This is a genomic window from Streptomyces sp. NPDC004667, assembly GCF_040609475.1.
GTDB lineage: Bacteria > Actinomycetota > Actinomycetes > Streptomycetales > Streptomycetaceae > Streptomyces.
The window spans coordinates 1-14,639 of the sequence record NZ_JBEXKC010000079.1 but is presented as its reverse complement, the minus strand read 5'-3'; the positions used below and the strand labels follow the sequence as shown (position 1 = coordinate 14,639).

Here is a 14,639-nt window from a genome sequence, read left to right as displayed (position 1 = left end):
GCGGAGGGTGCGCCGACTGGCCGCACGACACGCCGCCGCGAGGGGGCGCGGCGGGCTAACCGAGCGCCCAGCCGCGCATCGTGAAGACGCCCTCGTCCTCGGCGCCCGCCGAGTCGTAGGTGGCCAGGGCGGGTACGTTGTCGGTGTCGACCCCCACCCACATGCCGTAGCAGCCGCGTGCCCCGGCCTCGTCTGCGAGGGCCAAGGTCAGGGCGCGGCCGATCCCGCGCCGCCGGTGGGCCTCGTCCACGGAGAGTTCGTAGAGGCACATCTCGGTGCCCTTGTCGGGGTGGGTCATCTCGACGCCGGAGACCATGCCGACCGGCACGTCCTCGACGTAGGCGATGAGCATCAGGTGGCCGGGCGCATCGAGGAAGCGCCGGGCCCAGTCCTCACGGGCGGGACCGTCGAAGAGCCCTTCCGCCGCCACGAGGTCGGCGCGGGTGCGGGCGCGGCGGATGTCCATGACCCCGACCCTAAGCCCTGTCGTCAAAGTGGTGCCTGGCGCCGCCGGGTCCGGCCGCCGGGTCCGCCGGGTCCGCCGGGTCCGGTGGTCCGGATGGATCAGGTGGCGCGGAGGGCCAGGGCGGCCGCGAAGGCGGGTGGTGCGGGGAGGTCGCGCAGGGTCCAGCCCGGGACCGGCGCCGGAGTGGCCGCCGAGCCCACGTACGGGTCGGCCAGGCCGAGTGCCAGTCCCGTGCCGGTGGCCTTGAGGTAGGCCTCCTTGCGGGACCACACCCGCGCGAGGGCGGCCGGGCGGTCCGCCACCGGGAGGCCGGCGAGCTCGGCCGTCTCCGCCGGATGCAGGGTGCCCAGGACGTCGTCCACCGCTCCCGATCCGGGCAGACCCTCGATGTCCACGCCGACCGGTACCCCCGCGAAGGCGAAGTACGCCATGTCGTCGCTGTGCGAGAGCGAGAAGTGCAGCGCGCCCCCGGCCACGGCGGGGCGCCCGTGCGGCCCGCCGCAGCACGGGCAGTCCTCCCGCACCAGGGCGACCCTCTCGGGCGGGAGCCCGAGGTGACCGCCGAGCAGCACGCGCAGCCCCAGGTGCGACGCGAGGTAGCTGCGGCGGTCGCCCGCGCGCAGCAGCCGCGAGAGCCGGTCCTGTTCGGACGCGTCCAGCAGCGCGACGGCACCGGCGACGTCGTGGCCGCCGACCACCTCGCGCGTGGTGTCCAGCGACCACACCGTCACGGCCGCGCCCACCGGGAGCGCGCCGGTCCGGGGTATGCCCTCGCCGAGTTGGTTCACGTACTCGATCACCCGATGAGGGTAGACGAGGAGGCGGCGGGCCCGGCTACCCTCCTTCGGTATTGATCTTTCCGAGTCCAGGGGGAACTCGCCGTGCACAGTGCTGTCGTGACACCGGAAGGCGACCGGATCCGCTGGGTCGAACTCGCCGGGGAGGGGCCGGTCCGCGTCTGGCTGCACGGGCTCGGTGCCACCTCGCCGGCCTACTTCGCGGCCGTCGCCGCGCACCCGTTGCTGGCCGGGCGGCGCTCGCTGCTGGTCGACATGCTGGGGCACGGGCACAGCGACCGGCCCGAGGCGTTCGCGTACACCCTGGAGGCGCACGCCGACGCCGTCGCGCGGGCGCTCACCGAGGCCGGGGTCGAGGGAGCCGAGTTGATCGGCCACAGCATGGGCGGGGCGGTGGCCATCGTGCTCGCCGCCCGGCACCCCCGGCTGGTCTCCCGGCTCGTGCTGGTCGACGCCAACCTGGACCCGGTCCCGACCGTCCCCCGTGCACCGGGCAGCAGTGGGATCGCCTCCTACACGGAGGAGGAGTTCCTGGCGGGAGGCTGGTCCGAGGTACGCGACCGGGTCGGCGCGCACTGGTGGTCGACCATGCGGCTGGCCGGCCGCACCGCCCTGTACCGCAGCGCGGTGCACCTCGCCGCGGGCACCACGCCCACCATGCGCGAGCTCCTGCTGGACCTGAAGCCGCCGCGCACCTTCCTCTACCCGGAGGCCGACGGCTCCCTGCCCGGTGCCGAGGCCCTGGAGGCCGCCGGGGTCGCCGTCGTCGCGGTGCCGGACTGCGGGCACAACATCATGCTGGACAACCCCGAGGCCTTCGTCCGCGCCACCGCCGCCGCCCTCGCCCCGACCGCACCCTGACACAACCCCCGACACACCCCCTGACCCATCCCCGCCGGGCGGGCCCGGGGGAGCGGTGGGGACGGTGGCGGGGTCAGCGGCGCCCGGCCGGGACGGCCGAGGCCGGTGCCACGGAGGGCTGTCCGTCCGGTATTCGCGCCCCCGGCGAGGGCGTGCCGTCGGTCCAGGCGTAGACCTTCTTGCCGCGCACGGCGACCTGGTACTGGTACCGGTCCCGGCACTCGGGCCGTTCCTCGGAGCGCGTGTCGCCGGGCCACCAACGGGCGTTCAGATGGGGCCCGCCCGCCTTCTTCGGTGCGCTGACGGCGCACTGCGGACCATCGAGAGGGGTCTTGCCGAGGGTGAACCGGATCAGCCGGGCCTCGCCGGTGGTGCGCACCCGTACGCGCACATCGGTGGCGTCCTTCGGTATCCAGCTCGGCAGGACGAACGCCAGGTCACCGCGCGTGGGAGCGTCGGCCGCGGTGGCGAAGTGCCTGCCCTTCTCCTTGAAGAAGCGGTCGTTGAGGGTGTTGGTGACCGGGTTGGGCGGAAGGTTCGGCAGGGCGAGCGCGGCGATGGCGAAGGCTCCCGCCAAGGCGGCGGCGATGACGAGCGGACGGCGGTTCATAGCTATAAGTGTTCGCATCGAAGCCCGCTCGCGCGTCCCTCCGCAGTACGAATCGCGACTCTGCCTGAAGTCGCATACGCCGTCATACCTGAGTGCCGGTCCGGGCGGCCCGGCGTAGGCCCACGGTCCTTCACCGGGGCCTCGTTATAGGTGCGCTGGGGATCGCGGATATGCCGCGCTCCCAGAGTGAACACGCAAGCCGCGCCGCGAAGTTGCCGGAGCGGCCCGCGCTCTCCCCCCACTCCCCCCGCCGCCCGGAGGAATGCCATGCGTCTTCGTCTCGCTCCCCTGCTCGCCACCACGGCGGCCGCGGGTCTGCTCGCCCTCGCGACCCCCGCGTCGGCTGCCCCGGCGGACAAGCCGCAGGTCCTCGGCAGTTGGACGCAGACCAGCGCGTCCAGCTACAACGCCTGGGTCGCGGCGCGCGGCAGCCAGGGCAACTGGGCCTCGTACGGCTTCGACTGGTCCACGGACTACTGCTCGTCCTCCCCGGACAACCCGTTCGGCTTCCCGTTCCAGACGGCCTGCGCCCGCCACGACTTCGGATACCGCAACTACAAGGCGGCGGGTTCCTTCCCGGCGAACAAGTCCCGGCTGGACGACGCCCTGTACGCGGACCTGAAGCGGGTGTGCGCGCAGTACTCGGGCGTCAAGAAGGGTTCCTGCGACAGCACGGCCTGGACCTACTACCAGGCGGTCAAGGCGTTCGGCGTCTCCCCGCAGGACGCCCCGGCCGCCTGACGGCCCCGTCTCCGGCCCGTCCCCGCCTCGCCGCGTCTCCGGCCCGTCCCCGTTCCGTCCCCGCCCCCGATCCCCGTCCCGCCCTCGCCCCCGTCGGGCGGGACGGCCCCCTCGCGGGAAAACACGGAAGCCCTCCCGGTGGGAGGGCTTCCGTCGTGGTGTGGAGAGTGCCCCCGGCAGGACTCGAACCTGCGGCCAAGCGCTTAGAAGGCGCCTGCTCTATCCACTGAGCTACGGGGGCCGGAAGGTGACCGTGGTGGCCTGGAGCCCCTTGGTGGGGGTGGGACTGCGGTCCGTGCCGGGTCAAGGATAGGGCTCCGGTCGCCTTGTCCCGGTTGCTTCACCCGCGTGCCACGATGTGGAGGTTCGGTGAAGCGGTCCCGATAATCGCAGGCAGGTGCGATTCGCGCATCGCTTTTGCGCCGCGTCGGCCTGGGTGTTGTGCACTCGTTATGCCTGCGTCCCACTCGTCCTCCGTGTCCAGGATGTCCCGTCGAGGTCGCGGTCGGCGCGCAGAGGGCGTATAAGCTTCAAAAATGGTCCTAAATTGGGCATTCTTCGCATGTGGTGACCTTGGATGTTCGGCCTCAGCTGCTCGATGCCCTGTCCGCCCTGCGCGACCGGGTCGCGTCCGTGCGTCTGCCGCTGCCCCTGCCCGGCGCCCCGCGCGCCCGCCAGACCAGAGCCGAGCTGCTCGCGCAGCTCGACGACTACCTCGTACCCCGGCTGAAGGCGCCCGAGGCGCCCCTGCTCGCCGTCGTCGGCGGGTCCACCGGGGCCGGTAAGTCCACCCTCGTCAACTCCCTCGTCGGACGCCAGGTGAGTGAAGCCGGGGTGCTCCGGCCGACGACGCGCACCCCCGTGCTCGTCTGCCATCCGGATGATCATCACTGGTTCGCGGGGATGCGGATCCTGCCCGACCTCCTGCGCGTATGGGCGCCCGAAGGCGAGGACGAACTGCTCCCCGCGCCCAAGAAGCGCCCTCCACGCGGATCCAACCAGCGGACCGTGACGGGCGAACTGAGGATCGAGACCGTCTCGACCCTCCCACGAGGGCTCGCCGTCCTCGACGCCCCCGACGTCGACTCCCTGGTGGTCGAGAACCGGACGCTCGCAGCACAGCTGATCTGCGCCGCCGACGTCTGGGTCATGGTCACCACCGCCTCGCGGTACGCCGACGCCGTCCCCTGGCACATGCTGCGCACCGCCAAGCAGTACCGGGCCACCCTGGTCACCGTCCTGGACCGGGTTCCGCACCAGGTGCTCACCGAGGTCTCGCGCCAGTACGGGGCCCTGCTCACCCGGGCCGGGCTGGGCGACGTACCGCGGTTCACGGTGCCCGAGCTGCCCGAGTCGGCGGGCGGGGGCGGGCTGCTGCCGGCGAGCGCCGTCGCGCCGCTGCTCGCCTGGCTCAGCCACCACGTCCAGGACCCGGCCGCCCGGCAGTACGCGGTCGGGCGGACCGCGCTGGGCGCCCTCGACTCCCTCGGACGCCGCATGCCGGAACTCGCCTCCGCCGTCGCCGCGCAGCACGCCGCCGCCGTACGGCTGACGTCCGCCGTCGAGGACGCGTACAAGCAGGAGGGCAGGCGGGTGCGCAACCGCCTGGACCGGGGCGCCGTACTCGCCGGCGACGCGCTGACCAGATGGCGCGGCTACCCCCTCGACACCAGCGCCGACGAACTGCTCGACTCCCTCGCCGAATCGCTGGCCGCGCTCCTCCAGTGCGCCGTGGCCGCCGCCGACGAGCGCATCGCCGCCGCCTGGCGGCGCGAGCCGGCCGCCGGGGCGGTGACGCTGCCCGCGCCCGACCGCGAGGCGGCGGAACGCATCGGCGTGGCCGTACGGCGCTGGCGGCGCGTACTGGAGGAGCTGGCCGAGGAGGAGGTCGCCCGGCTCGACCGGCAGCCGGCGCCCGACCCCGACGCCATCGCGGCCCTCCTCGTCGCCGCCCTCCTGGGCGGCAAGCGGGCCCGGCCGGCGGGGGAGAAGCTCGCCGAGCGGATCGGCGTACAGGCCGCCGTACGGCTGCGGGACCGGGGCGGGGAGCTGGTCGCCGAACACCTCGACCAGGTGCTGCGCGCCGAACGCGACCGCAGGCTCGCCCCGCTGGAAGCGCTCGAAGTGACCCCGGAACCGCAGGCCGAGCTGATCGCCGCGCTGTCCCTACTGCAGAAGGAGAGGTGACGCGGTGACCGCGCTGACCGACCGCGACCGCACCGACGACCGCTGGGACGACGGTTTCATCGCGCGCTCGCGCCACCGGAGCGTCCGCAAGGGCGGTGCGGGGGCGCGGGGAGGGGGACCGAGGTCCGGTTCCCCGGGGGCTTCGGGCCCGCGCGAGGAACGCCGCGGCGTCGACGGCGTCGACCCCGACCACCTCGACGGCGACGTGTTCGGCGAGGAGCCGGACGAGGAACGGCGCGAGGGCGACGAGGCCCTCGTCCGGGCCGTCTCCGGCGCCGGCAGCGACGGCGGCAAGGCCCCCGCCCTGCCGCTCAGCCCCGAGGCGCGGGCCCTGCGGCTGCGCCTGGACGCCCTGCGCCAGCTCGTCGGGCTGTCCCGTACCCGGCTGGACGGCAAGACCCTCGCCGAGGCCGGCCGGGTGCTGGACGAGGCGGCGGCGCGACGCGGCCTGTCCCCGCAGCACACGGTCGTCGCCATCGCCGGAGCCACCGGAAGCGGCAAGTCCACGCTCTTCAATTCACTCGCCGGAGTGCAGATCTCCGAGACCGGTCTGCGCCGGCCGACCACCGCCGCGCCGATCGCGTGCAGTTGGTCCGACGGGGCCGCGGGACTGCTGGACCGGCTGGAGATCCCGGGCCGGCTGCGGCGCAGGCCCCGGGAGACCTCGGAGGCCGAGGTGCTGCGCGGGATGGTCCTCGTGGACCTGCCCGACCTGGACTCGGCGGTCGGCGCGCACCGCGACCACGTGGACCGGGTGCTGGCGCTGGTCGACGCCGTGGTGTGGGTGGTGGACCCGGAGAAGTACGCGGACGCCGTCCTGCACGAGCGGTACCTGCGACCGCTGGCCGGCCACGCGGAAGTGACCTTCGTCGTCCTGAACCAGGTGGACCGGCTGCCCGGCGAGGCCGCCGACCTCGTCCTGGACGACCTGCGCCGGCTCCTCGACGACGACGGCATCGCGCTCGGCGAACACGGCGAGCCGGGGGCCACCGTGCTCGGACTGTCCGCCCTGACGGGTGAGGGGGTCGGGGAACTGCGGGAACTGCTCGGACAGTTCACGCAGGAGAAGGGCGCCGCGACCCGCCGCATCTCCGCCGATGTGGACCGGGCCGCCGGACGCCTGCGGCCCCTGTACGTCGCCGACGGGCACGCCGGACCCGAGATCGGCGAGGCCGCCCGCGCCGAGTTCGAGGACCGGCTCGCGGAGGCCGTCGGGGCCTATGCGGCCGGCCTCGCCGCCGAACGGGCCTGGCGGCGCAACGCCGGCAAGGCCTGCGGCACGCCCTGGCTGCGGCTGTGGCGCTGGTACGAGAGCCGGCGCGCCCCGCGCACGCTCGCGGGTCTGGCCGCCCTGGCCGCGATCGGCCGTACCCCGGCGGCCTCCGAGCAGACCCCGGTCGAGCAGGAGGTGACCGCGCGGCAGCGGGTGGAGCAGGCGGTGCGGACCGTCGCGGACGAGGCGGTCGTCGGGCTGCCCGACCCCTGGGCCCAGGCCGTACGGGAGACCGCCGTAAGGGGCGCCGAACGGCTGCCGGAGGCGCTCGACGAACTGGCGGTCACCCTGGGTGCGGCCGTGGCGGTGCCCGCCGCCAGGCCGCCGCGGCCCGCCTGGTGGCCCGCGGCGGTGCTGGGGCAGGCGGCCATGACGCTGGTGCAGATCTTCGGCGGGCTCTGGCTGGTCGGACAGATCGCCGGGGTCCTGGAGCCGAGGCTGCTGCCGCCGGTGCTGTTCATGGTGGCGGGGATCGTCGGCGGGCCGCTCGTGGAGTGGGCGTGCTCTCTCGCGGCCCGCGGTCCGGCCCGCCGCTACGGGCAGGACGCCGAACGCAAACTGCGGCAGGCCGCGGCCGGCTGCGGACGGGCCAGGGTGCTGGAGCCGGTGGCGGCGGAGCTGCTGCGCTACCGCGAGGTGCGCGAGCAGTACGCCACCGTCGCCGCAGGGGGGACGAAGTTGTCCACAACCCGTCAGTAGTCCACAGGCCCGAGCGGGGAGGGCGACCCCGCGCCAGCATGGTCGTATCCCGTGCGGACGGTCCGGACGGGTACGACGCGGGGAGGGCGGCCGGGATGAACGACACCCTGGTGACGCTGGTGGGGTACGTGGCGACGCAGATCGACTTCAAGGAGACGCCGACCGGACCGTCGGCGCGGTTCCGCTTCGCGGTGACCCCGAGGTACTTCGACCGGCGCACGGACACCTGGACGGATGCCGCGACCAGTTTCTACACCGTCTGGGCGCGACGGGTGCTGGCCCTGAACCTGGCCAGTTCCGTCTCGGTGGGGGAACCCCTCGTCGTCCACGGGCGGTTGCGGGTCCGGGAGGATCCACCCGACGGCGACGGGGTGCGGTGGTTCTCGGCCGACATCGACGCGGTGGCCATCGGGCACGACCTCAACCGCGGAACTGCCGCGTTCCGGCGGGTGGTCAAGACGGACACGCCACTGATGGGGCCTCAGAAGGCGGCGGTGGTCTAAGTGTTCGAGGAGGCTAGGATTCCCCGGTACTCACGGGCACCTGGGTCTTTGGCCCGAAGGGGAAGACTGTGTCGATTGCTGTTCCCGCGTCCTCTGCGTCCTCTGCGATCCCCGACCCCCGCGCTCGCGCGGGGAGATCATCCTCCGCGTCCGCGGGGAGATCACCCTCCGCGTCCGCGGTCGGAACACCTTCCGCACCCGTGGGCGGATCACCGTCCGCGTCCGCCCCGCCACCGGCCGTCGCCGCGGCCCGCGCCACGATTCCGCTTCCTGCCGGGACAGGCGCTCCCGCCGCTGTCCCCGGGGACGGTGCGCTGGCTGCCCACCGGCCCGCCGCGGATCCGGCCGCGGGTGCCGGGAGCCCGGCGAGGGGGTCGGTGCGGCGGCCCCTGGCGGTCGCCCTGCTCACCGCCGCCGCCCTCGCCGGCGGGCCCGGGGCCCGCGCCGCGACGGACCCGGACCCGGCCGCCGGCCGGGCGGCGGGGGGCGCGAGCGCCGTGCTGGACGGGCTGAAGACGTACGGGCAGGCGGTCCTGCGCGCCGGGGACGGTTCGGTCCGGCAGATCCCGGCCGGCCTCTACGAGATGCGGGTCGACGGCGGCGGCATGCTGCAGACCTACGGGGTCGGGATCGCGGGCTCGGCGCAGCCGCAGGCCCGGTACACGGAGAGCGGCTGGACCGGCAGCTCCCTGGCGGGGAACGCCGAGGCCGGACGGATCCGCTGGGTCCTGGAGCACTCCTATCCGCAGCACAACGACCTGGCGGGCCTCGCGAAGGAGGCCGGGGCCGGGACGCTGACCGCGGAGAGCGCCGCCGCCGGGACCCAGGTGGCCATCTGGCGGCTGGCCGACGGCGCGCAGGTCGAGGCGGCGGACCCGGCGGCGGCGCGGCTGGCCGACTACCTCCAGCGGGAGGCGGGGCGGCTGCCGGAACCCCCGGCCTCGTTGGACCTGGACCCCGGCCGGGTGTCCGGCCCGGTGACGGGCCCGACCGGCAGCCGGATCGGGCCGGTCACGGTCCGGACGGGGGCGCAGAGCGTGACCGTCACCCCGGACGCGGCGGCCGCGGCCATGGGGGTGCGCGTGGTGGACGCCGAAGGACGGCCGGTGGACTCCGCGGGCAACGGGAGCCGGCTCTGGTTCGAGGTTCCCGCGGGCACCCCGGACGGGACGGCCTCGGTCGTCGTGCAGGGCTCCACGAAGGTGCCCGTCGGGCGGGTCTTCGCCAGCGGGGTCCCGGCCGAGGCACAGATCGTGGCCGGCTCCAGCGACGCCGCGGCGAAGGCCACCGCCACGGCCGTCTGGCCGCAGGCACAGTCCCCGGCGCAGGGCCCGGCGGGGACGGTGGGCACCCTGGCGGGAGCCTCGGAGGTGCCGGGGACCGAGGTGCCCGCGACCGCCTCGCCGGATTCCCCGGACGAGCGGCTGGCCACCAGCGGCAGCTCCGCCGCCACGCCGGTGATCGCCTCGCTCGCGGTGGGACTGGTGGTACTGGGCGGAATGGTGGTCCTCCTGCTGCGCAAGCGTCCGTTGGAGGGAGAGGAGGACGCAGCGGGGTCCGAGGGAGCGGACGCCTGATTCCGGACCGTCGTCCCGGGGTAGGCGCTGGCAATGGCTGATCAGGAACTGACCTGGCGGGGCACGGTCGCGCGGTGGGACCGCCGGCTGTTCGACGCGGTGGCCCGGCGGCACTGGCCGGGCGCCGACCGGGTGCTGCCGCGGCTCGGGCGCGCCGCCAACCACGGGGTGCTGTGGGGCGGGGCCGCCGTGGCGATCACCGTCCTCGGCTCACCCCGGGCCCGCACGGCGGCGCTGCGCGGGATCGGCTCGCTGGCACTGGCCTCCGCCACGATCAACACCGTCGGGAAGTGGTCGGTGCGCAGGCCCCGGCCCGTGCTGGACGGGGTTCCCCTGCCGCGGCAGCCGGCCGTGCCGCCGCGGACCACCTCGTTCCCGTCCGGGCACTCCGCCTCGGCCTTCGCCTTCGCCGCGGGCGTGGCCCTCGAATCCCCGGGGTGGGGGGCCGTACTGGTGCCCGTCGCCGCGTCGGTGGCCTTCTCGCGGGTCTACACCGGGGTGCACTACCCCTCCGACGTGGCGGTCGGGTCGGCGCTCGGAGTGGCCGCGGCGCTCGCCGTACGCCGTCTTGCGCACGAGGCCGAGCGGGCGAGGGTCGTACCGGGTGACGAGCGCACGGCGCCCGGGGTCCCCGCCCTGCCGGACGGGGAGGGGCTCACGGTCGTGGTGAACACCGCCTCGGGCACGGCCGGGTCGGCGGGGATCGACGTGCTGCGCGAGCGGCTGCCCAAGGCGGAGGTCGTCGAATGCGCCGGTGAGGAGCTGGAGGCCGAGCTGGCCGCGGCCGCCGCCCGGGCCGAGGTGCTCGGGGTCTGCGGGGGTGACGGCACCGTCAACGCCGCGGCCACGGCGGCCCTGCGCGCCGGGGTGCCGCTCGCCCTGTTCCCCGGCGGCACCCTGAACCACTTCGCGCTCGACCTCGGGCTCGGCGGCGCCGAGGACACCTGCCGGGCGATCGCCGAGGGCCGGGCCGTCCGGGTCTCGGTGGGCCGGATCACCCCGACGGACGGGTCCGGCGACGGTGCGACGCGGTACTTCCTGAACAACTTCAGCATCGGCGCCTACCCGGAGCTGCTGCGCCACCGGCTGCGCTGGGCCCCGCGGATCGGCGGCGGCCCGGCCGCCGTGCTCGCCGCCTGGCGGGTGCTGCGGGCCGAGCGGCCCGTCCGGCTCACCCTGGCCGGACGCCCCCGCAGCGTCTGGCTGCTCTTCGCGGGCAACGGCACCTACCACGGCACCGGCCCCACGCCCCGGCGCCGCGACAGCGTCGGCGAGGGCCTCCTCGACCTCCGGCTCGTGCACGGCGGAGGCCGGCCGGGCCCCCGCCTGCTGGCCGCGGCCTTCACCGGCCCGCTGAGCCGTTCCCCGCTCCACGTGGCCACCCGTCGGCACGGTCTGCGCGTCGAGGACATCCCGCCGGGCACCCCGCTCGCCTACGACGGCGAGTACGCCAAGGCGCCCGGATCCCTCGTGCTGGCCGCGCTCCCCGACGCCCTGACCGTCTACCGCCCCCGCTGACCGCCCCCGGACGGCGCCCCCGCCTCCCCGGACCGCCCGTCCGGGCGGCGCGGGCCGTCGCCGTCGGGTCGGTCGCCGTCGGGCCCGTAGCCGTCGGGTCCATGGCCCTCGGGCCCGGCGTCCTCGGCCCCGGCGCCCTCCGGGCCGTCCCCGTCGGGGCCGTCCCCGTCCACCGCGGCGTCCGGCGCCACGGGTCCCGGTTCCACCCCGAGGTCGGTGCGCATCACGGACCGCGCCCGTACCCAGGCGTCGCCCAGGTCCAGCAGCGCGGCGAGTATCTCGTCGAACCCCCACCTTGGCGACGGGCTCCCCCGCTCCAGCCGCATAGTCCGGGCGTACGCGCCCGCCAGCTCCCGGGTCAGGGCGTCCAGCTCCGCCATGACCGCGTCGGAGGCGATCATCTGGGCCTCCGCGAAGGCGGAGTGCATGGCGTGCCTGGCCTCCTGGAGGGCGCTGCGCCCCTCGTCCGTGACCTCGTCCCGGTGCACGGCCCACAGGTGGTTCATCAGCTCGACCCGGTAGCGGCGGTACCCGGCGTTGGCGTGCACGTAGCAGTCGCGCCGCCTCTCCCGCTCGGCCACCCGCCGCTCCCGCTGCCACTGGGCCCGCGCCAGCCGTTCCTGGCGGTCGAACTGATCGGCCTGGACCCGGGCCGTGATCCGCTGCGACAGGACCGGCGCGAGCAGGGTGCCCGTCACCGCCACGATCGCGCTGGCGAGCGCCAGTAACGCGTTGTCCATGCTTCCCCGTCTCCCCGTCCCCCCGGCGCCGGGCGGCGACCGCACGCCTTCGGACCGTTGGACCGCGGTCACGGACGGTGGCCGGGCTCGTAGGCCGCTGACCATACGCGTTTCCCCCGGGGGATGGACGTACGGCAGTATGGGGTGTATCTGCCCACCATCGATCTGCCGGACGGTTTCTCTTGGCTGAGTACATCTACACCATGCGCAAGACGCGCAAGGCGCACGGTGACAAGGTGATCCTCGACGACGTCTTCCTGAACTTCCTGCCGGGGGCGAAGATCGGCGTCGTCGGCCCGAACGGCGCCGGCAAGTCCACCGTCCTGAAGATCATGGCGGGCATCGAGCAGCCGTCCAACGGTGACGCCTTCCTGTCGCCCGGTTACTCCGTCGGCATCCTGATGCAGGAGCCCAAGCTCGACGAGAGCAAGACCGTCCTGGAGAACGTCGAGGACGGCGTCGGCCCGATCAAGCAGAAGCTCAACCGGTTCAACGCGATCGCCGAGGAAATGGCGACGAACTACACCGATGAGCTGATGGAAGAGATGGGCAAGCTCCAGGACGACCTGGACCACGCCAACGCGTGGGACCTCGACGCCCAGCTGGAGCAGGCCATGGACGCCCTGGGCTGCCCGCCCGGCGACTGGCCCGTCACCAACCTCTCCGGTGGTGAGAAGCGCCGCGTGGCCCTCTGCAAGCTGCTGCTGGAGGCCCCCGACCTGCTGCTCCTCGACGAGCCCACCAACCACCTCGACGCCGAGTCCGTGAACTGGCTGGAGCAGCACCTCGCCCAGTACAAGGGCGCCGTCGTGGCCGTGACCCACGACCGCTACTTCCTCGACAACGTCGCCGAGTGGATCCTCGAACTCGACCGCGGCCGCGCGCACCCCTACGAGGGCAACTACTCCACCTACCTGGAGAAGAAGGCCGAGCGCCTCAAGGTCGAGGGCAAGAAGGACGAGAAGCGCGCCAAGCGCCTCAAGGAAGAGCTGGAGTGGGTCCGCTCCAACGCCAAGGGCCGCCAGGCGAAGTCCAAGGCCCGTCTCGCTCGCTACGAGGAGATGGCGGCCGAGGCCGACAAGATGCGCAAGCTGGACTTCGAGGAGATCCAGATCCCGCCGGGCCCGCGTCTGGGCTCGATCGTGGTCGAGGTCAACAACCTCTCCAAGGCGTTCGGTGACAAGGTCCTCATCGACGACCTGTCCTTCACGCTGCCGCGCAACGGCATCGTCGGCATCATCGGCCCGAACGGCGCCGGCAAGACCACGCTCTTCAAGATGATCCAGGGCCTGGAGACGCCGGACTCCGGCGAGATCAAGGTCGGCGAGACCGTCAAGATCTCGTACGTGGACCAGGGCCGCGCCAACATCGACCCCAAGAAGTCCCTCTGGGCGGTCGTGTCGGACGAGCTGGACTACATCAACGTCGGCCAGGTCGAGATGCCGTCCCGCGCCTACGTCAGCGCCTTCGGCTTCAAGGGCCCGGACCAGCAGAAGCCGGCCGGCGTGCTCTCCGGCGGTGAGCGCAACCGCCTGAACCTCGCGCTGACCCTCAAGCAGGGCGGCAACCTGCTGCTCCTCGACGAGCCCACCAACGACCTCGACGTCGAGACCCTGGGCTCCCTGGAGAACGCGCTGCTGGAGTTCCCCGGTGCGGCCGTGGTCGTCTCCCACGACCGCTGGTTCCTGGACCGCGTCGCCACGCACATCCTGGCGTACGAGGGCGACTCGAAGTGGTTCTGGTTCGAGGGCAACTTCGAGTCCTACGAGAAGAACAAGGTCGAGCGGCTCGGCCCGGACGCCACGCGCCCGCACCGCGCCACCTACAAGAAGCTCACCCGGGGTTAGGCCGAGACCATGGCCAGACACCACTACCGGTGCCCCCTCCGCTGGGCGGACATGGATGCCTTCGGGCACGTCAACAACGTGGTCTTCCTCCGCTACCTGGAGGAGGCGCGCATCGACTTCATGTTCCGCCTGGCGCCGGGGGAGGGCAGCGACTCGTTCACGGGCGGCTCCGTCGTGGCCCGTCACGAGATCGACTACAAGCTGCCCCTCGTGCACCGGCACGAGCCGGTGCTCATCGAGTCCTGGGTGACCCGGATAGGCGCCGCGTCCCTGACCATCCGCTACGAGGTGAAGGACGAGGCGACGGCCGACGCCCCCGAGACGGTGTACGTCCGGGCCGAGACCGTGGTCGTGCCGTACAACCTCGCCGAGGGGCGGCCCCGCCGCATTACGGCCGAGGAACGGCACTTCCTGGAGCAGTACCTCGACGCGCCCGCGGCGGCCGAAGGGCGCCTCGCGGCATGACCGAGCAGCTGCACTTCGCCGACTCCGGGGAGGCGGCGGACCTCGCCGCCTTCCTGGGCCGGCTGGTGCACTACGACCGCGCCGCCGCCGTGCGCCTCCAGGCGCGGGCCGGCGGCGGCGCGCTCGCCGTCTTCGGGCGGCCGCCGTCCTTCGACGTGCTGGCCGTCCGCACGGCGCGGCTCGCCGCGCCCCTCGCCACCCCGCTGGACGTGACCGTGTCCGTCGGCGAGCTGCTGGAGGCGGTCGACGAGACCGGCGCCGGGCTGGTCGTCCCCGGACCCGTCACCGGCCCGCCCTGGGCCGGGGTGCTCCCGCCGCGCGGCGGCTGGCAGCCCGTGCCGGGACTGACCGCGCC

13 protein-coding genes, 1 tRNA gene and 1 pseudogene are annotated in these 14,639 nt (G+C 74.1%); 10 read left to right on the top strand and 5 right to left on the bottom strand.

Annotated features, from left to right (window positions below; translation table 11 throughout):
* Positions 1-55 precede the first annotated feature (55 nt).
* Together ABZW32_RS31620 and ABZW32_RS31615 are read right to left on the bottom strand one after the other, a co-directional pair.
* Positions 56-466, bottom strand: coding sequence for a GNAT family N-acetyltransferase (locus ABZW32_RS31620; RefSeq protein ID WP_356222539.1), 411 nt, complete (start codon positions 464-466; stop codon positions 56-58).
* Between the two features lie 98 nt (positions 467-564).
* Positions 565-1,266 carry a 4'-phosphopantetheinyl transferase superfamily protein gene (locus ABZW32_RS31615; RefSeq protein WP_356222536.1) on the bottom strand — a complete coding sequence of 234 codons (702 nt, stop codon included), beginning with the start codon at positions 1,264-1,266 and terminating at the stop codon, positions 565-567.
* 81 nt (positions 1,267-1,347) lie between these two features.
* Between ABZW32_RS31615 and ABZW32_RS31610 the strand changes: the two genes are divergently transcribed.
* Positions 1,348-2,124, top strand: coding sequence for an alpha/beta hydrolase (locus tag ABZW32_RS31610; protein ID WP_356222533.1), 777 nt, complete (start codon positions 1,348-1,350; stop codon positions 2,122-2,124).
* Between the two features lie 73 nt (positions 2,125-2,197).
* Here ABZW32_RS31610 and ABZW32_RS31605 read toward each other — a convergent pair whose 3' ends face one another.
* Positions 2,198-2,734, bottom strand: a complete 537-nt coding sequence (locus ABZW32_RS31605) for a hypothetical protein (protein ID WP_356222530.1) — start codon at positions 2,732-2,734, stop codon at positions 2,198-2,200.
* Positions 2,735-3,001: 267 nt separating this feature from the next.
* Here ABZW32_RS31605 and ABZW32_RS31600 point away from each other — a divergent pair, with 267 nt between their 5' ends.
* Positions 3,002-3,475 (top strand): phospholipase, encoded by a 474-nt coding sequence (locus tag ABZW32_RS31600; protein WP_356222528.1) that lies wholly within the window; start codon positions 3,002-3,004, stop codon positions 3,473-3,475.
* A 168-nt stretch (positions 3,476-3,643) separates the two neighbouring features.
* Here ABZW32_RS31600 and ABZW32_RS31595 read toward each other — a convergent pair.
* Positions 3,644-3,716: transfer RNA gene (locus tag ABZW32_RS31595), tRNA-Arg, on the bottom strand.
* Positions 3,717-4,048: 332 nt separating this feature from the next.
* Between ABZW32_RS31595 and ABZW32_RS31590 the strand changes: the two genes are divergently transcribed.
* The 5 genes from ABZW32_RS31590 (at position 4,049) to ABZW32_RS31570 (ending at position 11,232) form a co-directional block, all read left to right on the top strand.
* Positions 4,049-5,662: a dynamin family protein gene (locus tag ABZW32_RS31590; RefSeq protein WP_356222525.1), complete on the top strand. Its 1,614-nt coding sequence runs from the start codon at positions 4,049-4,051 to the stop codon at positions 5,660-5,662.
* Between the two features lie 4 nt (positions 5,663-5,666).
* Positions 5,667-7,634, top strand: a complete 1,968-nt coding sequence (locus tag ABZW32_RS31585) for a GTPase (protein WP_356222522.1) — start codon at positions 5,667-5,669, stop codon at positions 7,632-7,634.
* Positions 7,635-7,729: 95 nt separating this feature from the next.
* Positions 7,730-8,137, top strand: a complete 408-nt coding sequence (locus ABZW32_RS31580) for a single-stranded DNA-binding protein (protein ID WP_356222519.1) — start codon at positions 7,730-7,732, stop codon at positions 8,135-8,137.
* A gap of 377 nt (positions 8,138-8,514) precedes the next feature.
* A complete protein-coding gene (locus tag ABZW32_RS31575) occupies positions 8,515-9,714 on the top strand; it encodes a thioester domain-containing protein (protein ID WP_356222516.1) in 1,200 nt (399 codons plus the stop codon).
* Positions 9,715-9,747: 33 nt separating this feature from the next.
* A complete protein-coding gene (locus tag ABZW32_RS31570) occupies positions 9,748-11,232 on the top strand; it encodes a phosphatase PAP2 family protein (RefSeq protein ID WP_356222513.1) in 1,485 nt (494 codons plus the stop codon).
* Here the strand turns inward: ABZW32_RS31570 and ABZW32_RS31565 are convergent.
* On the bottom strand, positions 11,217-11,972 hold the full coding sequence (locus tag ABZW32_RS31565) for a hypothetical protein (protein WP_356222510.1): 756 nt from the start codon (positions 11,970-11,972) through the stop codon (positions 11,217-11,219). The two genes, ABZW32_RS31570 and ABZW32_RS31565, sit on opposite strands and share 16 nt — an antisense overlap.
* A gap of 182 nt (positions 11,973-12,154) precedes the next feature.
* Here ABZW32_RS31565 and ettA point away from each other — a divergent pair, with 182 nt between their 5' ends.
* From ettA to ABZW32_RS31550, 3 genes and pseudogenes are all read left to right on the top strand, one after another.
* Complete coding sequence (gene ettA, locus ABZW32_RS31560) at positions 12,155-13,819, top strand: energy-dependent translational throttle protein EttA (RefSeq protein WP_356222507.1); 1,665 nt, start codon at positions 12,155-12,157, stop codon at positions 13,817-13,819.
* A 9-nt stretch (positions 13,820-13,828) separates the two neighbouring features.
* Positions 13,829-14,284, top strand: coding sequence for a thioesterase family protein (locus ABZW32_RS31555; protein ID WP_266839080.1), 456 nt, complete (start codon positions 13,829-13,831; stop codon positions 14,282-14,284).
* Positions 14,281-14,639 (top strand): annotated as a pseudogene (locus ABZW32_RS31550) (hypothetical protein); the annotation flags it as partial. The gene ABZW32_RS31555 and the pseudogene ABZW32_RS31550, both read left to right, overlap by 4 nt.

What these genes read in the sequence shown, in the direction of transcription:
- ABZW32_RS31620 (WP_356222539.1), bottom strand. Translation starts at nt 466, where the DNA reads ATGGACATCCGCCGCGCCCGCACCCGCGCCGACCTCGTGGCGGCGGAA.
- ABZW32_RS31605 (WP_356222530.1), bottom strand. Translation starts at nt 2,734, where the DNA reads ATGAACCGCCGTCCGCTCGTCATCGCCGCCGCCTTGGCGGGAGCCTTC.
- ABZW32_RS31600 (WP_356222528.1), top strand. Translation starts at nt 3,002, where the DNA reads ATGCGTCTTCGTCTCGCTCCCCTGCTCGCCACCACGGCGGCCGCGGGT.
- ABZW32_RS31580 (WP_356222519.1), top strand. Translation starts at nt 7,730, where the DNA reads ATGAACGACACCCTGGTGACGCTGGTGGGGTACGTGGCGACGCAGATC.
- ABZW32_RS31570 (WP_356222513.1), top strand. Translation starts at nt 9,748, where the DNA reads ATGGCTGATCAGGAACTGACCTGGCGGGGCACGGTCGCGCGGTGGGAC.
- ABZW32_RS31565 (WP_356222510.1), bottom strand. Translation starts at nt 11,972, where the DNA reads ATGGACAACGCGTTACTGGCGCTCGCCAGCGCGATCGTGGCGGTGACG.
- ABZW32_RS31555 (WP_266839080.1), top strand. Translation starts at nt 13,829, where the DNA reads ATGGCCAGACACCACTACCGGTGCCCCCTCCGCTGGGCGGACATGGAT.